The organism is Nocardia sp. NPDC051981, assembly GCF_040680715.1.
Lineage (GTDB): Bacteria > Actinomycetota > Actinomycetes > Mycobacteriales > Mycobacteriaceae > Nocardia.
In genome coordinates, this window is record NZ_JBFAXK010000008.1 from 173,204 (window position 1) to 195,847 (window position 22,644).

Annotated in this window: 23 protein-coding genes and 1 pseudogene; 12 read left to right on the forward strand and 12 right to left on the reverse strand. The window is 69.6% G+C overall.

Features of this window, described 5'->3' with window-relative positions:
- Window positions 1-45 precede the first annotated feature (45 nt).
- The 3 genes from AB0L60_RS17215 to AB0L60_RS17225 form a co-directional block, all read right to left on the reverse strand.
- On the reverse strand, window positions 46-441 hold the full coding sequence (locus AB0L60_RS17215) for an NUDIX domain-containing protein (RefSeq protein ID WP_364614295.1): 396 nt from the start codon (window positions 439-441) through the stop codon (window positions 46-48).
- 63 nt (window positions 442-504) lie between these two features.
- Window positions 505-945 carry a hypothetical protein gene (locus tag AB0L60_RS17220; protein WP_364614298.1) on the reverse strand — a complete coding sequence of 147 codons (441 nt, stop codon included), beginning with the start codon at window positions 943-945 and terminating at the stop codon, window positions 505-507.
- A 169-nt stretch (window positions 946-1,114) separates the two neighbouring features.
- Window positions 1,115-1,645: a hypothetical protein gene (locus AB0L60_RS17225; protein ID WP_364614301.1), complete on the reverse strand. Its 531-nt coding sequence runs from the start codon at window positions 1,643-1,645 to the stop codon at window positions 1,115-1,117.
- A 155-nt stretch (window positions 1,646-1,800) separates the two neighbouring features.
- On the opposite strand from AB0L60_RS17225, the pseudogene AB0L60_RS17230 reads away from it, so the two are divergent.
- A pseudogene (locus AB0L60_RS17230) lies at window positions 1,801-2,043 on the forward strand (AraC family transcriptional regulator); the annotation flags it as partial.
- Here AB0L60_RS17230 and AB0L60_RS17235 read toward each other — a convergent pair.
- The 5 genes from AB0L60_RS17235 to AB0L60_RS17255 all read right to left on the reverse strand — a co-directional run bounded on the left by AB0L60_RS17235 (window position 1,944) and on the right by AB0L60_RS17255 (window position 5,673).
- The gene (locus AB0L60_RS17235; RefSeq protein ID WP_364614304.1) at window positions 1,944-2,741 is read right to left on the reverse strand and encodes a family 1 encapsulin nanocompartment shell protein; all 798 of its coding nucleotides are present in this window, start codon (window positions 2,739-2,741) and stop codon (window positions 1,944-1,946) included. The pseudogene AB0L60_RS17230 and the gene AB0L60_RS17235 overlap by 100 nt on opposite strands.
- Before the next feature lie 40 nt (window positions 2,742-2,781).
- Entirely contained in the window at window positions 2,782-3,792 is a 1,011-nt protein-coding gene (locus AB0L60_RS17240) for a Dyp-type peroxidase (protein ID WP_364614307.1), read from the reverse strand.
- A gap of 61 nt (window positions 3,793-3,853) precedes the next feature.
- Window positions 3,854-4,180 carry a cupin domain-containing protein gene (locus tag AB0L60_RS17245; protein WP_354836345.1) on the reverse strand — a complete coding sequence of 109 codons (327 nt, stop codon included), beginning with the start codon at window positions 4,178-4,180 and terminating at the stop codon, window positions 3,854-3,856.
- A gap of 94 nt (window positions 4,181-4,274) precedes the next feature.
- On the reverse strand, window positions 4,275-4,778 hold the full coding sequence (locus AB0L60_RS17250) for a dihydrofolate reductase (RefSeq protein WP_364614311.1): 504 nt from the start codon (window positions 4,776-4,778) through the stop codon (window positions 4,275-4,277).
- Window positions 4,779-4,866: 88 nt separating this feature from the next.
- Window positions 4,867-5,673 (reverse strand): thymidylate synthase, encoded by an 807-nt coding sequence (locus tag AB0L60_RS17255; protein WP_364614314.1) that lies wholly within the window; start codon window positions 5,671-5,673, stop codon window positions 4,867-4,869.
- Window positions 5,674-5,693: 20 nt separating this feature from the next.
- Between AB0L60_RS17255 and cobF the strand changes: the two genes are divergently transcribed.
- Together cobF and AB0L60_RS17265 are read left to right on the forward strand one after the other, a co-directional pair.
- Window positions 5,694-6,467 (forward strand): precorrin-6A synthase (deacetylating), encoded by a 774-nt coding sequence (cobF, locus tag AB0L60_RS17260; RefSeq protein ID WP_364614317.1) that lies wholly within the window; start codon window positions 5,694-5,696, stop codon window positions 6,465-6,467.
- Between the two features lie 68 nt (window positions 6,468-6,535).
- The gene (locus AB0L60_RS17265) at window positions 6,536-7,402 is read left to right on the forward strand and encodes a DNA-formamidopyrimidine glycosylase family protein (protein WP_364614320.1); all 867 of its coding nucleotides are present in this window, start codon (window positions 6,536-6,538) and stop codon (window positions 7,400-7,402) included.
- A gap of 3 nt (window positions 7,403-7,405) precedes the next feature.
- Here AB0L60_RS17265 and AB0L60_RS17270 read toward each other — a convergent pair whose 3' ends face one another.
- Window positions 7,406-8,095: a pyridoxamine 5'-phosphate oxidase family protein gene (locus tag AB0L60_RS17270; protein WP_364614323.1), complete on the reverse strand. Its 690-nt coding sequence runs from the start codon at window positions 8,093-8,095 to the stop codon at window positions 7,406-7,408.
- A gap of 78 nt (window positions 8,096-8,173) precedes the next feature.
- Here AB0L60_RS17270 and AB0L60_RS17275 point away from each other — a divergent pair, with 78 nt between their 5' ends.
- From AB0L60_RS17275 to AB0L60_RS17290, 4 genes are all read left to right on the forward strand, one after another.
- A complete protein-coding gene (locus AB0L60_RS17275) occupies window positions 8,174-8,869 on the forward strand; it encodes a DUF4184 family protein (protein ID WP_364614326.1) in 696 nt (231 codons plus the stop codon).
- A gap of 64 nt (window positions 8,870-8,933) precedes the next feature.
- Window positions 8,934-10,334 carry a PLP-dependent aminotransferase family protein gene (locus AB0L60_RS17280; protein ID WP_364614329.1) on the forward strand — a complete coding sequence of 467 codons (1,401 nt, stop codon included), beginning with the start codon at window positions 8,934-8,936 and terminating at the stop codon, window positions 10,332-10,334.
- Window positions 10,331-10,576 (forward strand): DUF2630 family protein, encoded by a 246-nt coding sequence (locus AB0L60_RS17285; RefSeq protein WP_354836333.1) that lies wholly within the window; start codon window positions 10,331-10,333, stop codon window positions 10,574-10,576. The genes AB0L60_RS17280 and AB0L60_RS17285 overlap by 4 nt, the downstream gene beginning before the upstream one ends.
- Before the next feature lie 118 nt (window positions 10,577-10,694).
- Complete coding sequence (locus AB0L60_RS17290; RefSeq protein ID WP_364614333.1) at window positions 10,695-12,305, forward strand: carboxylesterase/lipase family protein; 1,611 nt, start codon at window positions 10,695-10,697, stop codon at window positions 12,303-12,305.
- A 7-nt stretch (window positions 12,306-12,312) separates the two neighbouring features.
- Here the strand turns inward: AB0L60_RS17290 and AB0L60_RS17295 are convergent, their stop codons facing one another.
- Window positions 12,313-13,563 carry a hypothetical protein gene (locus AB0L60_RS17295; protein ID WP_364614336.1) on the reverse strand — a complete coding sequence of 417 codons (1,251 nt, stop codon included), beginning with the start codon at window positions 13,561-13,563 and terminating at the stop codon, window positions 12,313-12,315.
- Between the two features lie 86 nt (window positions 13,564-13,649).
- The gene (locus AB0L60_RS17300; RefSeq protein ID WP_364614339.1) at window positions 13,650-14,411 is read right to left on the reverse strand and encodes a crotonase/enoyl-CoA hydratase family protein; all 762 of its coding nucleotides are present in this window, start codon (window positions 14,409-14,411) and stop codon (window positions 13,650-13,652) included.
- A gap of 119 nt (window positions 14,412-14,530) precedes the next feature.
- Between AB0L60_RS17300 and AB0L60_RS17305 the strand changes: the two genes are divergently transcribed.
- The 5 genes from AB0L60_RS17305 to AB0L60_RS17325 all read left to right on the forward strand — a co-directional run bounded on the left by AB0L60_RS17305 (window position 14,531) and on the right by AB0L60_RS17325 (window position 19,959).
- The gene (locus AB0L60_RS17305) at window positions 14,531-15,181 is read left to right on the forward strand and encodes a TetR/AcrR family transcriptional regulator (RefSeq protein ID WP_364614342.1); all 651 of its coding nucleotides are present in this window, start codon (window positions 14,531-14,533) and stop codon (window positions 15,179-15,181) included.
- A gap of 12 nt (window positions 15,182-15,193) precedes the next feature.
- Window positions 15,194-16,816 (forward strand): acyl-CoA dehydrogenase family protein, encoded by a 1,623-nt coding sequence (locus AB0L60_RS17310; RefSeq protein WP_364614345.1) that lies wholly within the window; start codon window positions 15,194-15,196, stop codon window positions 16,814-16,816.
- A gap of 266 nt (window positions 16,817-17,082) precedes the next feature.
- The gene (locus AB0L60_RS17315) at window positions 17,083-17,559 is read left to right on the forward strand and encodes a hypothetical protein (RefSeq protein ID WP_364614348.1); all 477 of its coding nucleotides are present in this window, start codon (window positions 17,083-17,085) and stop codon (window positions 17,557-17,559) included.
- Window positions 17,560-18,118: 559 nt separating this feature from the next.
- The gene (locus AB0L60_RS17320) at window positions 18,119-19,723 is read left to right on the forward strand and encodes a cytochrome bc complex cytochrome b subunit (RefSeq protein ID WP_364614351.1); all 1,605 of its coding nucleotides are present in this window, start codon (window positions 18,119-18,121) and stop codon (window positions 19,721-19,723) included.
- Entirely contained in the window at window positions 19,720-19,959 is a 240-nt protein-coding gene (locus tag AB0L60_RS17325; RefSeq protein WP_364614354.1) for a hypothetical protein, read from the forward strand. The genes AB0L60_RS17320 and AB0L60_RS17325 overlap by 4 nt, the downstream gene beginning before the upstream one ends.
- Here AB0L60_RS17325 and pcrA read toward each other — a convergent pair whose 3' ends face one another.
- Entirely contained in the window at window positions 19,960-22,407 is a 2,448-nt protein-coding gene (gene pcrA, locus AB0L60_RS17330; RefSeq protein ID WP_364614357.1) for a DNA helicase PcrA, read from the reverse strand.
- Window positions 22,408-22,644 lie beyond the last annotated feature (237 nt).

Consider the following 22,644-nt stretch of genomic DNA (forward strand, 5'->3'; position numbering starts at 1 on the left):
CGTAGTTGCCATTCAGAAATAGCGCCGGTGGTTACAGTGCGTGGGTCAGTCGATCAGGCCGAGCGCGTGCAGCCGCCGGAAGACCAGCAGCGAGCCGGGGGCGACCGCGCTCATGGCGGCGTATTCGCCGAGGGTGAACCAGCGCAGTTCGGCGATCTCCCCGGAGGGGCGCGGCTCGTCGGTGAGCTCGCCGAGGAAGCAGGTCATGTGCAGGCGGGTGCCGGGCGCGTGCCCGTAGGCCTCCGCCTCGAACACGCCCAACTCGCTGACGCCGGTGGCGGCCACCCCGAGTTCCTCGTGAATCTCCCTGTGCAGGGCCATCTCCGGAGTCTCGCCCGGATCGATCTTGCCGCCCGCCATATAGAAGACGTCCTTGCCGGTGGACCGGGTCTGCAACATGCGACGATCCCGGATATGCGCCAGTGCCGCGGTGCGAATCACCCGTCCCACCCTAGCCAGCCGCGGTAGCGCGGGGGGCGCGGGCGCCTTGTCATCGGGCCGGTGTCAGCAGGCCACGGTCCGCAGCCGCGCCCGATCGCCGGCCGCGACGGCGCGCACCGCCGCGGCGATGGCGACCATCGGTGGCACCCAGCGCGCCTCGTGGGGCATGACGCTCCACGCGGTTTCGCGGCCGGGCTGCGGCAGCGGCACCCGGTCACCGTCGGTGTGCACGATCGCCCCCGCGGCGCGCAGGCTCTCGATGGCCCGCGCGGCCTTGGCCACGCCGACGACCAGATGGATTTCCCGCCGCTGCGGACCCGGGACCTCGATGATCGGGCCGGAGAGATTGTTGGCGCGCAGGTACCGGCGCACCCCGGCAGCGACGGACCCGGTGAGTTCGATGGCCGCGATCTGCTCGCCGGTGATCAAGTCGACGCCGTCGCCGGTCGTCTCGATCGTCCATCCATACTGGCGGAAGTCCTCCGCCACAACGCTCAACGCCACGATCATCACCCTCACACCTGCGGCTGTGCATCCGATCCGCCGTGGCTGTGAGATTCCGTAGAGGACGCTGCGATCACCAGCCACACCAAGGATTCTCGGGCCGTGAGCGGGGTGGATGCATCGTCCTGAGGTCGCCGGTCGCTCAGGGAGATCCCCTAGGTGTGCGGGTTCAGCGGGTGGGCGGGGCGATCTTCCAGTGCCGCTGCAGGGCTTCGGCGATCTCCGGCAGGATGGTCACCGGAATGCGCCTGTGCCGCAACATGGTTCGAATCTCGTCGACCTGTTCACGCTTGCGCATGTCGTAGGCGCCGGCGATGGGCCGCTGCACCGGCGGAATGGACAGCAGCACCAGTTCCCGATGCGGCTCGTCGCCGCCGTTGAGATCCAGCGCGAGGGTCCAGCGGCCCTTCTCGTCCAGCGCGAACCGTCCGGCCACCACCCGATCCCACGCCACCGTCGAGGCGCCCCACGGGGTCCGCCGCACGATCGCATCCTCGGTCAGCTCCACCCGGTCCCGCCCGAACAGCGCGACCATCAGCCCCACCGCGGCGGCCGCGCCGAAGAACAGCCCGGTGAACACCCGACTCAGCCCGAAGACCCCGACGGTGCCCACACAGACGACGGCCACCGCGAGTATCCCGGCGGCCACGTACCCGGCCATGCGCCGCCCCGGCACCACGCCCGCCCGCACCATCGTCATTCCGCCTCCCGAAACCGACTGCCGGTCACCGTACCGGTGGGTCATGAAGCCGGCGATGATCGGATTCTCGTTGCCCGCGGCGTCCACCTGGGCGGCCAGGTCGGTGTCGTGGAAGCCGTTCGGAACCTGTCCGCAACCAGCTCGAGACGACCGATCACACGCTCGAACGGGTGGCGACCCTGAGCGGTTTCAACACCACCGACACCCTCAGCCGGGCCTTCCGGCGCGTACTGGACACCACGCCGACGGCCTATCGAAACCGCTTCCGGCTCACCTGGTCTCGCCTCGGATCAGCTGGTCACGCCTCGAGCGGGACCGCCGCCTCGGCCGTGTACACCAGGAACGTCAGGCTCTCCTGGAAGTACAGCTGCACCGTCTCCGCATCGTGCGAGAGATAGCCGATGGACAGATCCTGGCCGATCTGCAGATCGAAATCGCCGCCGCGCGTGGACAGGACGAACGCGCCGTCGATGGCCGGCGCCCAGATGATGTCACCGTCGATGAGCCGCTCGATATGGGTGCGGATCGGGTGCCCGTGATCGGAGGTCTCGCTCACCGCGGTGTACAGATCCGCCGACAGCAGCACCGAGTACGGCCCGTCCACACCCGCCAGCCGCAGCTTGCTCAGCGCCTGCGCCACCGCCTCCGGGGTCAGGCGCGGGTCGCCGGGCAGCTTCACCGGCTCGCACGAGGTGGAGGCCCGGACGCCGATGATCCCGGCCGCCGGATAGCCCTCGAAAATGGCGCGGTCCTCGGCGAAGGCGATCTTCTTGGCCGCGGTCTTCACCGGATCCAGATCGGCGTCGTGCGCGCCGCGCTCGATATTGTCCAGCTCCTCGCGGGAGAGCGTGAACGGCACCCGCAGCTCGACCAGCGGCAGCACCACGCGCTGGCGGGCCTGCACCCCGTCACCGGGGGAGGTGATGGTGGAGGTGCGGCCCAGTCCGGCGGCGGAGTAGTCGGTGCCGTGCGGGCCGGACAGATCGACCACGCGGCGACCGGCGATGTGCCGCTTGAAGGTTCGCGTCGCCTCCTCCTCGATGGCCGACCAGGCCTCCGAGGTGATGGGCGCGAGTTCGCGATGCAGGTTGTTCATGCGTCAGCTCCGTTCGGTTCAACGATTCCGTAGCGCCGGTTCAACGATTGCGTAGGGCCCCGATGCCGAGGGATCCGTCCCCGGACACAACGCCATTGCCGTCGGGGGATTCCCGCTGGGTTGCCGCCGCCGGCGCCGGTGCGTCCGGCAGCGCGTCGAAAAACCCCGCGGGCGGGGCGAAGAAGGAGGTGCCGGTGACCGCGGTGGAGAAATCCAGGATGCGGTCGTAGGCGGCGTCGGCAGTGCCCAGGAACATGCGGACCAGCATGTTCTCGGTGATGGCGGGGTCGTCGGCGTAGGCGATGTAGTAGGTGCCGAATTCGCCGTCCTGGATCGAGCCGAACGGCATATTGGCACGCACGATATTGCCGATCTCGTCCTGATCGTTCACGGCCACATGCGAATTCGCGGGCTTGTCGGCGTCGGACAGTTCGAAGTCGTCGAGTTTCGTTCGCCCGATGACCTTTTCCTGCTCGGTGGTGGACAGCGCCTTCCACGAGCCCAGATCGTGCAGGTACTTCTGCACGATGACGTAACTGCCACCGGCGAACTCGGGATCCTCGTCGCCGACCAGCGCGGCGGTGGCGGCGAGCTGTCCCTCCGGATTCTCGGTGCCGTCCACGAATCCGAGCAGATCACGCTGCTCGAAATAGCGGAAGCCGACCGTCTGATCCACGATGGTGGCCGCGCCGGACAGCCGCTCGGCGATCTTCATCGCCAATTCGAAACAGGCGTCCTGGGTTTCGGCCTTGAGGTGGAACAGCAGGTCGCCCGGCGTAGCCGGGGCCTGGTGCCGCTCCCCGATGAAACCCGGAAACTCGTGCAGCTGTGCGGGTTTCGGCCCGGAGAACAGGCGGTCCCAGGCGGCCGACCCGATGCTGGTGATGCACGCGAGGCCGGATCCGGGCACCCGGAATCCGACGGAGCGGCGCAACCCGGGCAGATCTGCGAGCAAATCCCGCGTCACCGTCTCGCCACCCTCGTCGATGGTGACGACGAGGAAGATCGCGGCCGGTGTGAGCGGGTCGAGGATCGGCTGTGGCTCACCCATGGGCACCACCTTATGCGCTGCGGCCGACCGCCCACCCGCCCGGTATGCCCGCGTCCCCGGACTACTTGGCGACGGTCAGCAGAAATGCCACGTCATCGATGGCTTTCACGCTGTGGCGGGCGTTGGGGATCACAATCAGGTCACCCGCCGAGCCCTTCCACTCGTTGGTGCCGCTGATCACCACCAGCACCCCGCTCAGCACCACGAGGGTCGCCTCGCCCGGATTCTCGTGCTCGGCCAGCGTCTGTCCGGCCGTCATCGCGATGACCGTCTGGCGCAGGGTATGGGTGTGGCCGCCATAGATGGTCAACGAACTGCGCCCGCTCGAGGCGGTGGCCGCCAGCTTCAGTTGCTGGCGGGCAACCGCGGTCAGCGATTTCTTGTCCATGGACTGCCTTTCGCCGGAATATCGCTGAGTATGCCGGACGTGCCCGGGCCGATCGGCGGTTTCGAGGCGGTGTTTGCAGGAATTGCCGGAGGCGTTACCGCAAGCCCGGGGTGGCGCGGCGATAATGGCGGAAGCGAAACCGCAGACCCGTCGACGACTCGCGCCAGTCGGCCGCATCCGTCTGCCAGGCGCGATCGATGGCCGGTGCCAGGGTGTCGCCGTCGATGTCCGCGTCGATCTCGGTGACCATCAGCTCGGTCGCGAAAGGCATTGCGGCACGGTAGATCTCGCCGCCGCCCATGATCCACACCGACTTCTCGCCGGTCATGTGCAGGGCCTCGGCCAGCGAGCCCGCCCGCTCCGCCCCGGCCTCGGACCAGTCCGCCTGCCGGGTCACGACGATATTGCGGCGGCCGTCGAGCGGACGGAAGCGCACCGGCAACGAATCCCAGGTCTTGCGGCCCATGATCACCGGATGCCCGAAGGTGACGTCCTTGAAATGCGCCATGTCCTCGGGCACGCGCCACGGAATCGTGTTGTCCCGCCCGATGATTCCCCGCGGGGTCTGGGCCCAGATCAGCCCGATGGTCCGGTTCATGCTGTGCCCACCGGGTATGAGCTGGGGCCCCCCATGGTTACACTCCGCAAGCGCAGGGAGGTGGAGCGGCGCCTCCGGCCCTGGCCACTCATACCGCCACCGGCGCCTTGATGGCCGGATGATGCTGGTAGCCCTGGATTGCCACGTCCTCGTAGGTGTAGTCGAACAGCGTGGGCGCGGGCCGCAGGTGCAGCTGCGGGAACGGGTAGGGCTCGCGGGTCAGCTGCTCGCGCACCTGGGCCACGTGATTGTCGTAGATGTGCACATCGCCGCCGGTCCAGATGAAGTCACCGGGCAGCAGCTCGGTCTGCTGGGCCACCATGTGGGTCAGCAGCGCGTAGCTGGCGATATTGAACGGGACGCCCAGGAACAGGTCCGCGCTGCGCTGGTACAGCTGGCACGACAGCTTGCCGTCGGCCACATAGAACTGGAAGAAGGCGTGGCAGGGGGCCAGCGCCATCTTGTTCAGCTCGGCCACGTTCCACGCCGAGACGATGATGCGCCGCGAATCCGGATCGGTGCGCAGCGTCTGCAGCACCTGCGAGATCTGATCGATGTGGGTGCCGTCCGGGGTCGGCCAGGACCGCCACTGCACGCCGTAGACCGGGCCCAATTCGCCCTGCGCGTCGGCCCATTCGTCCCAGATGGTGACGCCGTGCTCCTGCAGCCACCGCACATTGGAGTCACCGCGCAGGAACCACAGCAACTCGTAGACGATCGACTTGAGGTGCACCTTCTTGGTGGTGATCAGGGGAAAGCCCTGCGACAGGTCGTAGCGCAGCTGATGCCCGAAAATGCTGCGGGTGCCGGTTCCGGTCCGATCCGCCTTGGGGGTGCCGGATTCCAGCACCAGTCGGAGCAGGTCCTCGTACTGGGTATCTCGGGCGCTCTCCACGCCTGGCAAGCTTACGCACCGTGCGGAAGTTGTTTGTGATCGGAATCGGGGCGGGGGACCCGGACCAGGTGACGGTGCAGGCCATCAAGGCGATGTGCCAGGTAGACGTGTTTTTTCTCATCGGCAAGGGGGCCGAGAAGCAGGAGCTCGCGGACGTGCGGTCGGCCATCCTGGCCGAGTACGCGCGCCAGCCGCACTCGATCGTAGAGATCATCGACCCGCCGCGCGACCGGGGCGTGCCCGCCAGCGGCGCGGACGCCGTCTACCAGGGCGCGGTCGCGGACTGGCACGAGGCGCGGGCCGAGCTGCTGGAGCGGGCCTTCGCCGAAACCGACGGGGTGGGCGGCATTCTCGTGTGGGGCGACCCGTCGCTGTACGACAGCACGCTGCGCATCGTCGAGCGGGTGCTCGAACGCGAGCGCATCCAGTTCGAGTACGAGGTGATTCCGGGCGTCACCAGCGCGCAGGCGCTGGCCGCCGCGCACCGCATCGTGCTGCACGAGATCGGCGAGCCACTGCACATCACCACCGGGCGGCGGCTGCGCGAGGAGGGGCTGGTCCCGGGGCAGTCCACGCTGGTGATGCTGGACGGCGAGTGCTCGTTCACGCAGGTGCCGGGCGACGACGTCTACATCTGGTGGGGCGCGTACCTGGGCATGCCCGACGAGGTGATCGTGGAGGGCCCGCTGCGCGTGGTCGAGGGCCGTATCGCGCGCCGGCGGGCGGCCCTGCGCGAGGCCAAGGGCTGGATCATGGACATCTACCTGCTGCGGCAGGCGGGCGCCGCGCGCTGAATCCGCCGGGTGTCGGGGTGTGCGGTTAGGGTGGATGACGGAAATGGTCGCCCATTGGAGGAGATCCGTTGCCCGAACTACCGGAGATTGTGGCGCTCGAGCAGTTCCTGGCCGAGCATGCGGTGGGGGCGGTGGTCGGGCAGGTCGACGTCGCGGCCCTGAGTGTGCTGAAGACCTTCGATCCGCCGGTGACCGCGCTGTCGGGGCGCGACGTGACCGGGGTGGGACACTGGGGCAAGCACCTCGGATTGGATTGCGACGGGCTGTGGTTGATCACGCACCTGTCGCGCGGCGGCTGGCTGCGGTGGATCGACGAGCCCGGGGTCAATCCACCCAAGCCCGGCAAGGGACCGCTGGCCCTGCGCGTGCACTTCTTCACTCCCGAAGGCGCCACCCCCGCTTTCGATCTCACCGAGGCCGGCACCAAGAAGCGGCTGGCCGTGTGGGTCACCGGCGATCCGCTCTCGGTGCCCGGCATCGCGCGGCTGGGGCCCGACGCCCTGGCCGTGAGCGAACCGGAATTCGCCGAGATCCTGCGCGGCGCCTCGCAGCGCGTGAAGAACGCGCTCACCGATCAGAGCCTGCTGGCCGGCATCGGCAATGCCTACTCCGACGAAATCCTGCACACGGCAAGGCTTTCGCCGTTCGCCACCTCCGGCTCGCTGGACGCCGGACAGGTGGCGCGCCTGTATGCGGCCATGCGTGCCACGCTGTCCGACGCCATCCTGCGCTCGGTGGGCCAGGACGCCGCCCGCCTCAAGGGCGAGAAGCGTTCCGGTTTCCAGGTGCACGCCCGCACCGGCCTGCCGTGCCCGGTGTGCGGCGACACCGTCCGCGAGGTCTCCTACGCGGACAAGTCGTTCCAGTACTGCCCGACCTGCCAGACCGGCGGCAAGATCCTGGCCGACCGCCGCATGTCCCGGCTGCTGAAGTAGCCCCTAGGCCACGGCCACCGCATCGGTGCGGCGGTCCAGCACGTGGGCTGGAATCTCCACTCCCGCTTCCAGATCCGCGGCCGGGATCGGGGCGTCGAAGACCTGACGCAGCGGCAGGACGCCGGCCCAGACGCCACCGGTGTCGATATCGGCCTGCTCGTCGCGCGGACCGCCGGTGCGGACCTTGACCGAGGCCTCGGTGAGGTCGAGGGCCAGGACCATGGTCGCGGCCATCTCCTTCTTGTTCGGCGAGCGGACCGCGTCCCACGCGCCGGGTGCGGCCTGTTCGACGATGACGCGCAGCGCGTGCATGCGCTCGTCCGGGTCGGTCAGCTCGACCGGCCGGGCGTGGATGACCGCCGAGCGGTAGTTCATGGAGAAGTGCATGGCGGAGCGGGCGTAGACGATGCCGTCCACGTGTGTCACGGTCAGCGAGACGTCGCCGGTCAGGGCGGCCCGCAGATTGCCGGAGCCGGTGGAACCGTGCAGGTACAGCGTGTCGCCGGCGCGGCCGTAGATGGTCGGGATGACCACCGGGCTGCCGTTCAGGACCACGCCCAGGTGGCAGATGAGCCCGGCGTCGAGGACCGCGTCCAGTTCCGCGCGGTCGGTGCGACCTCGCTCCTTGGACCGGGTGAGGCGGCTGCGCGGGGTGGGTGACAATGGGGTCCGGTTCGAAGCTGTCTCACTCATAGGACCAGTTTCGAGGGGGAAATGGCATTCCTGAATAGCCAATTCTCCGCAAGATCTACAGACCACTTCGGGGGATTCGTGCCGTTCACGCTCGCACATCCGGCCGCCGTGCTGCCCATGCGCCGGATGCTCTGGTTTCCGGGACTTGTCGCGGGGAGCATCGCGCCCGACATTCCGTACTACCTGTGGATCGGTGTGGATGGCGAGCTGACGCATGCACTCCGGGGGCTTCCGGTGGATGTGCTGCTGGGCGCGATCGTGGTGGCCATCGGGTGGGCGCTGCGCGGCACCGTCTCGGGCATGATCGGCAAGGAGATCGCCGCGAGTAGGCCGGGGCCGGTGGCGGCGGTGGCGGCTCTCCTCATCGGGGCACTCACCCATCTCGCCTGGGATGCCTTCACCCACACCGACGGTCCGGCCGTGCGTCATTGGGACGTGTTGCGGGAGTCCGTGATCGGACCGCACCGGGTGTACAACGTGATCGGCTACATCTCCTCGATCGGCGGAATGCTGCTGCTCGCAGTCTATTTCGCCGCCTGGTACCGGCGAGCCCGGCCGGTCGCGCCGGATCCCCGGCGCGCCCTGGTGCTGGCGGTATTACTCGCTGTGGCGGTGCTCGCCGGTCTCGTCGCCCGAACCGATCCGGTGGCGCACGTCAGTCTCTACGACTGCGTGCGGCACATGCTGGTCTACGCAATCACCAGCGCTGCAACGAGTTTCGTGGTGTATGCGCTCGTTTCCACGGCGGCTTCGGCCCTCGGGAGACATGGTTGATCGCGCTGTCGTGCGCGGAGTGGCATTCTGATATTCATCAGTTGCCGGATGATCGGGAGGCCACTTGCGGGCGAATCGGCTGGTCGACGACGATCTACCGTTCATCGTCGAACGGGACAGCGGCGTGCCGCTGGCCGTTCAGGTGGCCGACGGACTGCGCCGGGCCGCCACCACCGGTGCGCTGCGCGGCGGTGATCGGCTGCCGTCCTCCCGTGAGCTGGCCAATCGGCTGGGGGTGAGCCGGACCGTCGTCACCGCCGCCTACGACCAGTTGCACGCCGAGGGCTGGCTGGACGGGCGGCACGGCTCGGGCACCTACCTGACGGCCGCGCCCGCACCGGTGGGCGCGCAGACCGGCGGGCCCGGCCTGCCCGAACCGCTGGCGGGACTGCTGGATCTCGGCGCGGGCGCGCCGTCCATCGAGGCCATCGACCCGGCCGCCTGGCGGCGGGCGTGGCGGGCCGCCTCGGATCGAATGCCGTTGATCCGCAAGGACCGGCGCGGGGAGCCCGACTATCGGGAGGCCGTCGCCGAACACCTGCTGCGGCATCGCGGGCTGGGCGCGGGCAGTGGGACCACGGTGCTGGCCACCGCCGGAACCAGCGCGGCCGCAGGCGAACTCGCGGCGGCGCTGCTGCGGCCCGGCGACGTGGTGGCCCTCGAGGATCCTGGCTATCAGCGGGCGGCCGGGGCGTTCCGGGCGGCGGGCATGCGGCCGGTCCCGGTGCCCGTGGACGCCGAGGGCCTGCGGGTGGGGCTACTACCCGAGGACGCGGGCCTGGTGTATTGCACTCCCGCGCACCAGTTTCCGCTCGGCGCGCGCATGCCCGCCGCCCGCCGGGTCGAGCTCATCGAATTCGCCCGCCGCACCGGCGCACTCGTGGTCGAGGACGACTACGACGGCGAATTGCGGTACGACACCGCGCCGCTGCCACTGCTGGCCACCCTGGCCCCCGATGTGGTCGTGCATCTGGGCACCACCAGCAAGATCCTCACGCCCACCCTCGGCATCGGCTGGCTGGTGGCGGATCCGGCCGTCGCCGCGGCGGTGCTCGCCCATCGCGAACTCACCGGCACCGGCCCTGCCCCGGCGGGTCAGCAGGTGGTGGCCGAACTGGCCCGGCACGGTGACCTGGCCCGCCATCTGCGCCGCCTGCGCCGCGATATGCCGGCCCGCCGCGCCCTGGTGGTGGACGAGCTGCGCGGCCGCGGCCTGGACGTGCGTGGCGACGACGCCGGATCACACGTCTTCGTGCCGCTCGCCACCCCGGAGCAGGAGGACCGCGCGGTGGCCGCCGCCCGCGAGCTCGGCGTTCACCTCGACGCGCTGGCCCGCCACCATCTGGGCGCCCGGCACACCTTCGGCATCGCCCTCGGATATGCCGCCCTGCCTGCGGCGGAGCTGCCGCGCGCGGTCCGGTCGGCGGGGACGGCGCTGGCCCGGGTCGTAGAGTGGTCCGCATGACCGAAAAGGACATCCACGCGCGCATCAAGGAACTCGTGGATCGCGAGCACGAGCTCCGGGCCAAGACCACCGGTGGCGAACTCGACCCCGAGGCCGAGCGCCGCCAGCTGGCCGAGATCGAGGTCCAGCTCGACCAGTGCTGGGACCTGCTGCGTCAGCGCCGCGCCCGCATGGACCAGGGGCGCAACCCCGACGAGGCCCAGGTCAACCCCGCCCGCCAGGTCGAGGGCTACCTGCAGTAGCCGCCCATCCGCCGTCCGGCCGTTCCCGCCGGCCGGCGGGTCGGCCGTTCCCGCCACCTTCGGGGGTCCGTGGTCCCGGACCCTGGGAGCCCCCGAGAGTTGGGACTACCCTTTGTGAATGGTGGCAACGACAGACATCACGACCGCGGACGGCACGGTTCGCGGACTCCGGGGCCGCCGCGTTTCACGCTGGCGGTCCATTCCTTTCGCGGCGGCTCCGGTCGGGGAGTTCCGTTTCCGGGCGCCGCGGCCGGTGCAACCGTGGAGCGGTGTCCGCGACGCCACCGACTTCGGTTATGCCGCAATGCAACACCGGGACGGCGCGCGGATCGGGCCCCGGCAGGCGCAGCCGACCGGCGAGGATTGCCTCACGCTGAACGTGACCGCGCCGAACGCGCCGTCGGCCACGCCCCGCCCGGTCATGGTGTTCATCCACGGCGGCGGCTACATGATCGGAACCTCCGCGCTGCGGCTGTATTCCGGCACCCGGCTGGCGCTCCGCGGCGATGTCGTCGTGGTGTCGGTCAACTACCGGCTCGGCGCCTTCGGCTACGTCGACTTCGGTGAATACTCCACGCCCGACAGCCGATTCGACTCCAACCTGGGCCTGCGCGATCAGGTCGCGGCACTGGAATGGGTGCAGCGCAATATCGCCGTGTTCGGCGGCGACCCGAACAATGTCACCATCTTCGGCGAATCGGCCGGGGCGCACGCGGTGCTGGCCCTCATGGCCACCCCCGCCGCGGCCGGGCTGTTCCACCGCGGCATCGCCCAGAGCGCGCCCGCGGACTGGGCCCCGAGTCAGGCCGAAGCCCGGCTGTTCGCCCGCCGCTGCCTCGACGACCTCGGCATCGCCCCCGGGGACGCCGCCAAGGCGCTGCGCACCGCCGGTGCGAACGACATCCGCAAGGCCGTCGATCACGCGGTCGCCCGGGTCATGCACGAACAGCCGGGGCTGTTCCCGGTGGCCCCGGTGGTGGACGGCGAATTCCTGCCCGCCGCACCGCTGGCCGCGTTCGCCAATGGCACCGCGCACCGGGTGCCGCTCATCATCGGGACCAACCGGGACGAGGCCACCCTGTTCGTGCGCTTCGACGACACCCTGCCCACCACCCCCGATCGCATGCGCTGGCTGCTGCGCCACGTGGACCAGGCCCTGGACGAGGGCGGCGGCCCCATCTTCACCAAACTCGGCCAGTCCATGCCGACCTCGCAGGAGCGGCTGCACGAGACACTGGCCGAGTTCGGCGCGGCCGTCGAATCCCGGGTCACCGCGGCCTACCCCGGTTTCCCGGGCAAGCGGGCCGCCGTCCGCATGGGCGGCGACTTCACCTTCTGGCGGCCCTCGGTCCGCGTCATGGAGGCGCACAGCCGGTACGCGCCGACCTACGCGTACCGCTACGACTTCGCCCCGCGCGCAATGCATTTGAGTGGTTTCGGTGCCACGCACGCCCTGGATCTGATCCCCGTCTTCGGCGCGGTCGATTCGTCCTTCGGCCGTGCCATGACCACGCTCGGCGGCCACCGCGGCTTCCGTGAGGTGTCGGGCCAGTTCCAGGACAACTGGCTGGCGTTCGCCCACACCGGAACTCCGCTGCCGGCCTGGCCCGCTTACACCGAGGAGCAGCGCGCGACGCTGATCATCGATTCGCCCGGCCGCGTCGAACTCGATCCGGACCGCACCAAACGCCTGGCGTGGCAGGGGGTTCGGATCCCCGCCCTCACCTGAGCGGCGGTCACCAGGCCGTGCAGGACAGGCCGAGCGCGGACAGTTCCGTCTCGGCCAGCGCGGTGAGCGCGGCGGAGGTCGGGATCGCGTCCGGATCCAGGGCGATCAGCGACAGCGTGTAGGTGTCGGCGATCCGGGTCAGGTACCCCGAGAGCCGGGTCCGGGGCAGGGCGTCGGGCCGGAGCCCGGGGTGGATGGCGCGGGCCGCCACCCCGGTGCACGAGTGCGGGCCCAGCGCCAGCAGCGACTCGGGCAGGTTGCCGATATTGGAGCACAGGACGTCCCGCTCGCCCGCGCCCCGCGCCAGCCGATACGCCCACCGGTCGGGCATGACCTGGAGGATCTCCTCGGGGATGCCGCCCGGACTGGTCATGCGGTGCTCGTAGGCCGCACGGGCCTTGCGGCGCAGGGTCGCCGGGGTGTCGTCGCGGGTGATGGCGACCTCGGTCACGGACATGTCGTTGTCCACGCGCGGCTCGTCTCGGGTGTCGACCGGGAGGCTGGCGGCTATGGTGTCGGCGGGAAAACCGCTGGACCACAGCATCTTCGCGATCAGATGGACGAACAGGCTGTTGGCGGTGCCCGCGTGCGCGACCGCGACCCGGTTCCAGTCCCGGGCTGGGATCTCGAGCACCGTCCCGCAGGTGGTGGCGGTTCCGGGGGCATTCGCGGTGCCCGGCACCACTTTTCGCGCCCCGGGTGCGGCCGGGCGTTCGGGAATGCCGCGCCGCAGCGCACGGGCGGTCCCACCCAGGACCGTGGCCCACATGCGCCGGGCATCGGCCCAATCCGAAAGTCCCGCAAGGGGCGCCGCGAGTGGGATGCCGGACAGTGCGTGGTCGATGGCCAGGGTCAGCGCGCGGCCGTCGGCCAGCGCGTGCGAACAGGTCAGCGCGACCAGGCAGCCGCCGTCGTCGAGACGCGCCGCCGACAGCCGCCAGCCCGGACCGGCCTCGGGATCGAGGTCCGCGCCCTGGCGGTCGGCCCAATCCAGTACGGCCGCACGCGGAATCGGCTCCGGCGTCATGGTGAACGGGTGCGCGGTCTCGTTCGGCTGCCAGCGTGGCCGTGCCCCGGGCACCCGCGAGCGCACCACCCGGCGGCCGAGCGGCCCGGTGCGCAGATCGCGGTGCACCCGCCAGAGCAGGGCCGGATGTACCGGTTCGGCGGTACGCCAGAGTCCCTGCAGGACGATCGGGGTGCCCATACCCCGATGCGACCGCAGGAAGATCTCGTCCAGCACGCTCAGCCGATCCATCGAACGGCTAGCGTACCGATCGGTTCCATGGGCTGCTGCCGCGCGTGTTCGGGGCTTTCGCGCGACCGATCGAACCGGAGACCGGATCAGGCCGGGCGGCCGTGGCGGCCCTCGCCCGAGGCGAAGCGCTGCGCCCCGTCCAGCGCGCCGTCCATCAGGGCCTTCATGCCGTGGCGCAGCTCGTTGGCGATGGCCTCGGACTCCTCCAGGCCGTTCTGCTCCAGCACCGACATGCGGTCCGAGCGCAGGCAGGTCTGCGGCAGCGTGGCCAGCTCGAGCGCGAGTTCCTCGGCGGCGCGGCGGGATTCGCCGTTCGGTACCACCCGGTTGACCAGTCCGATCTGCAGTGCCTCGGTGGCGCCGACGGCCCGGCCGGTGAGAATCAGGTCCATGGCGCGGCCCTCGCCGATGACGCGGGGCAGCCGCACGGTGCCGCCGTCGATGAGCGGCACGCCCCAGCGGCGGCAGAACACGCCGAAGGTGCTGTCCTGCTCCGCGATTCGCAGATCGCACCAGAGCGCCAGCTCGATGCCGCCCGCGACCGCGTACCCGGAGACCGCGGCGATGACGGGCTTGGACAGCTTCATGCGGGTCGGGCCCATCGGCCCGTCGCCGTCCTCGGTGACCTGATTGGAGCGTTCGGTGCCGAGGGCCTTGAGGTCGGCGCCGGCGCAGAAGGTGCCGCCGTCGCCCCACAGCACGGCGACCGCGGCGGTGGGGTCGGCGTCGAAGTCGCGGAAGGCGTCGGCCAGGGCTTTCGCGGTGGGGCCGTCGACCGCGTTGCGGGCTTCGGGGCGGTGCAGGACGACGGTGTAGACGGGGCCGTTGCGCTCCACTCGTACTGTCACGTGGCCGACAGTACGCCGTGATCGGATTCTGCACAGCGGCGCGAAGCGTCTCGGTCGAGGGCGGTGGTGGACGACGGGTGGGCTTGCGTCAAGAAATGAATCGGTGGTTCACTTCTTGTATGGCCTATCGCAGAACCCCCGCTGTTCAGGCCCGCCTGGATGCTCAGGCGGGGTCGATCGTGCGGGCCGCCATGACCGTGCTGTCCCGGGACGGGTTCGCCGGACTGTCCATGGCCGCGGTCGCCGCCGAGGCCGGAGTCGCCACCGGGACCGTGTACAAGAACTTCAGCGGCAAGGCCGAACTCGTCACCGCCGTCTTCCGCGAGGTCGTCACCCGCGAGGTCGACGCCGTCGCCGCGGCCGGGTCCGCGGGGGACGGGCGCACCGCCCCCGACCGGGTCACCGCCGCCGTCGAGACCTTCGCCGGCCGTGCCCTCAAGAACCCCAAACTCGCCTACGTGCTGCTCGCCGAACCGGTGGACGCCGCCGTCGACGCCGAACGCCTGCGCTTCCGCCGGGCCTTCGCCGAGACCTACGTGTCCGCGATCTCCGACGGCATCGCCACCGGCCAACTGCCGCCGCAGGATCCGCGCACCTCCGCGACCGCGCTGGTCGGGGCCATCGGCGAGGTGCTCGTCGGCCCGCTCTCCGAACAACTCCAGAGCGAATCGGTGCTGCCGGAACTGGTCGCCTTCGCCCTGCGCGCCCTCGGTGTCCAGCCGGCAGCCTCCGGCGACCACCCCGAATCTCGCGGCGTCCCACACGAATAGGAGTCACCCGCAATGCACACGCACGACGTCTTCAACCAGGTGCCGCCCATCGTCCCCTTCGACAATTCGCGCAACCCCGCGCTGCTCGAGGGCCTGCACCGGGAAGGGGCGGGCTGGGCCGAGGCCGAGGTGCGGGAGCTGGGCGTGCTCGCGGGCGGCGCGGCCGCGCAGGAGTGGGGCCGGCTGGCCAACGAGAACCCGCCGATCCTGCACACCCACGACCGCTACGGCAACCGCATCGACGAGGTGGAGTTCCACCCCTACTGGCACAACCTCATGGACACCGCGGTGTCGCACGGCCTGCACGGTTCGCCCTGGCAGGACGACCGGTCCGGCGCGCACGCGGCCCGCGCCGCCAAGTTCTTCACCTGGGGGCTGGCCGACGCCGGGCACATGTGCCCGATCTCCATGACCTACGCCGTGGTGCCCGCGCTGCGCTACAACCCCGAACTGGCCGCGAAGTTCGAGCCGCTGCTGGCCTCCCGCGTCTACGACTTCGGCCTGCGCGAGCCGTCCAGCAAGGCCGGTCTCATCGCGGGCATGTCCATGACCGAGAAGCAGGGCGGCTCCGACGTCCGCGCCAACACCACCACGGCCACCCCGCTCGCCGACGGCACCTACCGCATCGTCGGCCACAAGTGGTTCACCTCGCATCCCATGGGCGACCTGTTCCTGACCCTGGCCCAGGCGCCGGGCGGCCTGTCCTGCTTCCTGCTGCCCCGGGTGCTGCCCGATGGCACCCGCAACGCGCTGCGCATCCAGCGGCTCAAGGACAAGCTGGGCAACAAGTCCAACGCCTCCTCGGAACTGGAGTACGAGAACGCCATCGGCTGGCTGGTCGGCGAGGAGGGCGCGGGCGTGAAGACCATTATCGAAATGGTCAATATGACCCGGCTGGACTGCGTGATCGGCTCGGCCACCGGCATGCGCGCGGGGGCCGTCTACGCCACCCACCACGCCCGGCATCGCCAGGTGTTCGGCAAGCACCTGGTCGACCAGCCCGCCATGCGGAATGTGCTGGCGGACCTGGTGATCGAATCCGATGCCGCGACCACCGTCATGATGCGCCTGGCCGGTGCCACCGACCGCGCCGACGCCGACCCCGCCGAGGCGGCGCTGCGCCGCATCGCGCTGGCGGTCACCAAGTACTGGGTGTGCAAGCGCGCCCCTGCACACGCGGCCGAGGCGCTGGAATGTTTCGGCGGCAACGGTTATGCCGAGGAGTCCGGTATGCCGCGGCTGTACCGCGAGGCCCCGCTCATGTCCATCTGGGAGGGCTCGGGCAATGTGGCCGCGCTGGACGCGCTGCGCGCCATGGGCCGGCAGCCGGAGACGGTCGAGGCGTTCTTCACCGAGGTGAACCTGTCCCGCGGCGCCAACCGCCACCTGGACGAGGCCATCGACCGAATCGGCAAGGAGCTCACCGACTTCGCCGATATCGAGTACCGCGCCCGCCGCGTGGTGGAACTGATGGCGCTGGTACTGCAGGGCGCGCAGCTGGTGCGGCACGGCCACCAGGCCGTCGCGGACGCCTTCTGCGCCACCAGGTTCGGCGGCGACTGGGGCATCGCCTTCGGCACGCTGCCCACCGGCGTGGACATCGAGGCGATCATCCAGCGCGCCTACGTCGACTGAGCTGACACGAGGTCATGGCCGGGGTCGGCGACCGATAGCCGCCCCCGGCATCAGCCGAATCAGTCGTCGAGCCAGATCTGTGCCTCTGTTGTTCGGAATGCGCCTGCGGCGCGCGACTATTGTGCTCCACCTTCGGGCGGTGCGGGGACATTCATCAATTAGTGAATCGGGGTGGATCGAGAAGCCTCGTTGATCGATGCCCGAATTGTGAAGTACGTGAATTCGCCCTGGTGCCAAAGGGTTCCGGTGCTCTAGGGTCGATGATCATGAACGTGCGGAGTGTTATCGGCAGTGCGATGGCAGCGGTCGCGCTCACAATTCTCGGCACCGGCGCCGCCTCGGCGGACTCGGGCGTGATCGAGGCGGACAACTCGGATTTCCTGGTGGGCGACACCCTGTATTTCAATGATTTCGCCACCCAGTGCGCCATTCACGCGAATGGCGATGTCGCCTGCGATCTCGGTCAGGGCAACAAATTGTGGGGCCTGATTCCGATCTCCGACATCGTGATCGACGGCTCCTTCCTGCCCGCCCACCCGACCTTCGGCCTCGGCGGCCAGCACGGCAATCCGAATGCCCGTCAGCTCTGGGACGTGCCGCGCCCGCCCGGAAACGTGTACGCCGGAACCCAGTTCGACTACGCGGGCGCGACCTGCCTCGGCGGGCGTCCGCACGGCGGCGGCATGACCTGCACCTCGCACGGCCACACCTTCACCCTCGGCACCCAGACCAGCATCGGCTGACACCCGCCCCGACGACACCGCGCGGGCACGTACTGGACCATCCTGCGCACCTCCATCGTGCTGGACCCGGACGCGCCCGCACTGCGGTGACTGCCAGGCCTGACCAAGGCGGGCCTGGGCGGCAGTGTCGGCAGCGGCCGGCAGTGGTTCAGCTGGATCCACGTCGAGGACTGGCTGGCCATCGTGCGCGCCGGGCTGGGCCTGGACCCGCGGGTCGGCCTGCCCACCGGCGTGGTGGTCTCAGCCACCGACTTCCCGGTGCGTAACAGGGAGCTCATGACCACCCTGCGCAGGCAGCTGCGCCGCCCGTGGTCACCGCCCACCCCCGCGGCCGCCCTCGCCGTGGGCCCGGTCCTCCTGCGCACCGATCCGGCGCTCGGGCTGACCGGCCGGCACGCCACCTCGGAGGTGCTGCGGCACAGCGGGTTCCGCTTACCCGACCCTCGACGAGGCGCTGTCGGACCTGCTGCCGCGCTGACCCGGCCATGCGCGGGGTGTGATCCGGGACAACCCCTCGATCCAGGTGTCACGTTTCGGCCCGCTCCGGCGTCTCATGTTCATGAACGCCACCGCGAACCGCGCCGATGCCGCCGACCAGCGGTATCACCTGGCCGCGGGCCTGAAACGCTCCATCAACAAGGTCTTCCCGACCCACTGGTCGTTCCTGCTCGGGGAGATCGCGCTCTACAGCTTCATCATCTTGCTGCTGTCCGGGGTCTACCTGACGCTCTACTTCGAGCCGTCCATGACCGAGGTGACCTACGACGGCAGCTATCAGCCGCTGCGCGGCGTCCAGATGTCGGCCGCCTACCGCAGCGTCCTGGACATCTCCTTCGACGTGCGCGGCGGGCTGTTCGTGCGGCAGGTCCACCACTGGGCCGCCCTGCTGTTCGCGGCGTCGATCATCATCCACATGTTCCGGGTGTTCTTCACCGGCGCCTTCCGCAAACCCCGCGAGGCCACCTGGGTGATCGGCGCGGTCCTGTTGATCCTGGCCATGTTCGAGGGCTACTTCGGCTACTCGCTGCCCGACGACCTGCTCTCCGGCACCGGCCTGCGGTCACCGCTGGGCGGCATCACCATGGCGGTCCCGGTGGTGGGCACCTGGATCCACTTCTTCCTCTTCGGCGGGGAATTCCCCGGCACCGTCCTGATCCCGCGGCTCTACATCACCCACGTGCTGCTGTTCCCGGGAATCATGCTGGCGCTCATCGGCGCTCACATCGCACTCGTCTGGTACCAGAAGCACACCCAGTTCCCCGGTCCCGCCCGCACCGAGCGAAATGTGGTGGGCGCGCGCATCGTTCCGGTGTTCTCCCTGGACCAGGGCGCGTTCTTCGCCTTCACCCTGGCCACCGTTGCGCTCATGGGCGGGCTTTTCCAGATCAACCCGATCTGGAATCTGGGGCCCTACAACCCGGCCCAGGTGTCGGCCGGATCCCAGCCCGACTTCTACATGATGTGGACCGACGGCCTGGCCCGGCTCATGCCGCCCTGGGAGATCTACCTGGGCCGATACACCATTCCCGCGCCCTTCTGGGTGGCGGTGGTGATGGGCATCGTACTGGCGGTGATCCCGCTGTACCCGTGGATCGAGAAGCGGCTGACCAAGGACACCGCGCACCACAATCTGCTGCAGCGGCCGCGAGATGTGCCGGTGCGCACCGCGATCGGGGCCATGGCCATCGCCTTCTATCTGGTGCTCACCTTCGCCTGCGTGAACGACATCATCGCGCTGAAGTTCGACGTCTCCCTCAATGCGACCACCTGGTTCTTCCGGATCGCGCTGCTGACCCTGCCGCCGCTGGCCTACGCCGTGGCCTACCGGTTCTGCCTGGGCCTGCAACGCAGCGACCGGGCCGTGCTCGAGCACGGCATCGAGACCGGCATCATCAAACGGCTGCCGCACGGCGAGTACATCGAGGTGCACCAGTCGCTCGGGCCGGTGGACCGGCACGGCCATCCGATTCCCCTGGAGTACCAGGGCGCGGCCGTCCCGAAGAAGATGAGCAAGCTCGGCTCCGCCGGCAAACCCGGACCCGGCGGGTTCCTCACCGCCGACCCACCCGGGGAGCGCGCGCTCCTCGCCGCCCAGCATCATGATGAGGAGCACACACAGCGCACCATGCTGAAAGCCAAGCAGGACAACGGGAGTCGAGGATGAACCTCCGGACACGCACCGACGACGAGGAATACGGGCTGCTGGTGCCCGCCGCCACCGTCTACGACATGCAGTCCGCGCGCGCCGTCCGGCAGCTGCTGCACTCCCACGGGGTACGCGCCACCATGGGCCGGGCGCGCATCCACCGCTGGCGAAACATCAGGGACCGGTTCCGGATCCTGGTCTTTCCCGAGGACGCCGTGCGCGCCTACGACGTCCTCAGCCGCCACACCAGCTGATCAGAGTTTGGTCAGGGTCCGGCTGTACTGCGGGATCAGCCGGATCTTGCCGGCCGTGCCGAAGTCGATGGTGACCGTCGCCAGCGAGCCGAAGCCCTCGGCGGCGATCACCCGGCCCAGGCCGTACTTGTCGTCGTTGACCCGGTCGCCGACGGCCAGCACCAGACCGGTGTTGTTGCGCTTGACCCCCGCGGCGGCCGGCGCGGGCCGCCGCTCGCCGCGATCGCGCAGACCGGGGCGCGGCTCCGACCAGCCGTCACCGCGGGTCCAATCCCGTTCCAGCCCTTCGTCTTCGCCGCGCCGGCGGAAACCGCGCGAGGTCTGCGACGGAGCCGGCGCCAGCCGCCGCCAATCCATCAGATGGCCCGGAATCTCCTGCAGGAAGCGGGATTCCGGATTGGAGACCGGCTGCCCCCAACCCGAACGGACCACGGCACGGGTCAGATACAGACGCTTGCGGGCGCGCGTGATGCCCACATACGCCAGCCGGCGCTCCTCCTGCAGCTCCGTCGGATCGCCCAGGGCGCGCATGTGCGGGAACTGGCCGTCCTCCCAGCCGGTCACGAACACGACCGGGAACTCCAGGCCCTTGGCGGTGTGCAGGGTCATCAACGTGACCACGCCGGAACCCTCTTCGGGAATCTGGTCCGCGTCGGCCACCAGCGAGACGCGCTCCAGGAACGCCGCCAGCGAACCCGGCTCCGGTTCGCCCTCGGCCTGCTCGGGCAGCATGCCCTCGGCCCGCGCGGCTTCCACATTGTTGCGCGCCTCGGAACTGAATTCGCGTGCGACGCTGACCAATTCGTTGAGGTTGTCCAGGCGCGCGCCGTCCTGCGGATCGTCGGAGGCCTCCAGCTCGGCGCGATAGCCGGTGCGGTCCAGCACCGCCTCCACCACCGAACCCACATCCGGGAAGTCCATGTCGGCCTGCGCGCCCGCCGCCCGGATCTCCTCCAGCAGCTCCAGGAATCCGGCGATGGCCCGCTGTGAGCGGCTGTTGAGCAGAGCCACCTTGCCCGCGGCGGCGTCCCGGAGCGCCTGCGCGAAGCCGATATTCCGCTGTTCGGCGTGCACTGCCACGCAGGCCTCCGCACGGTCGCCGATGCCGCGGCGCGGCGTGTTGAGCACCCGCCGCAGGCTCACCGCGTCATCCGGGTTCTCCAGGACGCGCAGGTAGGCCACGATGTCGCGAACCTCCTTGCGCTCGTAGAAGCGCACCCCGCCGACCACCTTGTAGGGCAGCCCCATGCGGATGAAGATCTCCTCCAGCGCCCGCGAATTGTTGTTGGTGCGGTAGAAGACCGCCACATCCGCGTAGTTGGCGTCGCCCTGGTCCACCAGCCTGTCGATCTCGCGGGCCACGAACGAGGCCTCGTCGTGCTCGTTGTCGGCCACATAGCCGACGATCAGATCGCCGTCGCCCTGGTCGGTCCACAGCTTCTTCTCGCGCCGGCCCTCGTTGCGGGCGATCACCGCGTTGGCGGCGGTCAGAATGTACTGGGTGGAGCGGTAGTTCTGTTCCAGCAGAATGGTTTCCGCATCCGGGAAGTCGCGCTCGAACTCCTCGATATTTCGGATGGTGGCGCCGCGGAAGGCATAGATGGACTGGTCCGCGTCACCCACCACGCACAGCTCCGAGGGCGGCACCCGATCCTCGGCAGCGGCATCGTCACCCGGCCCGCCCCGATGGTGGCCCACCAGTTCACGCACCAGCACGTACTGCGCGTGGTTGGTGTCCTGGTACTCGTCGACCAGCACGTGCCGGAAGCGCCGCCGGTAGTACTCGGCCACCTGCGGATGCCGCTGCAGCAGCGACACCGTCTCACCGATCAGATCGTCGAAGTCGAGGGCATTGGCCGCGCGCAGCCGCCGCTGGTACTCGGCGTAGACCCGGGCCACGATGCGCGGCAGCTCGCTGTCCTCGGTCTCGGCGTCGGCCGCCGCCTGCGGCGGGTCGATGAGCTCGTTCTTGAGATTCGAGATGGCGGTGGCGAGCAGGCGCGGCGAGTACTTCTTCGCGTCGATCTCGAAGTCGCGAATGATCATGCCCAGCAGCCGCCGGGAATCGTCCGCGTCGTAGATGGAGAAGTTGGAGTTCAGCCCCGCCAGCAGCGACGCCTGGGTGCGCAGGATGCGCACGCAGCTGGAGTGGAAGGTGGACACCCACATGCCGGCCGCGCGCGGGCCGACCAGCCCGGCCACCCGTTCGCGCATCTCGGCGGCGGCCTTGTTGGTGAAGGTGATGGCCAGCACCTCGCCGGGCCGCACTCCGCGAGCGTCGAGCAGATAGGCGATGCGACGGGTGAGGACAGCGGTCTTTCCGGACCCGGCCCCGGCCACGATCAGCAGCGGGGTGCCGGTGTGCATCACCGCGGCGCGCTGTTGCGGATTCAATCCCTCGAGTAACCGCTCGGTCTTCTGCTCGTCCTGTGCCACCGTCGTATTCATCGCCCATCCACGCTACCGGCGCGCACCGACAGGCGGCGGGGCGGACCGCGCGGGTGTCCGATAAGTGCCGGTCCGGCGAACATCCGGTGAACCGCACCAGGTCGGGAAACTCAGGAGATTCACAAACGCACCTGTTTTGCATAGGTCCCTGTGCATGGCACACTCGTCGCATGACCGGCTCCAAGGCGACACATTGCACCTGAGCCCGATCCAGGGGGGACAATGTGGTGCGGTCCC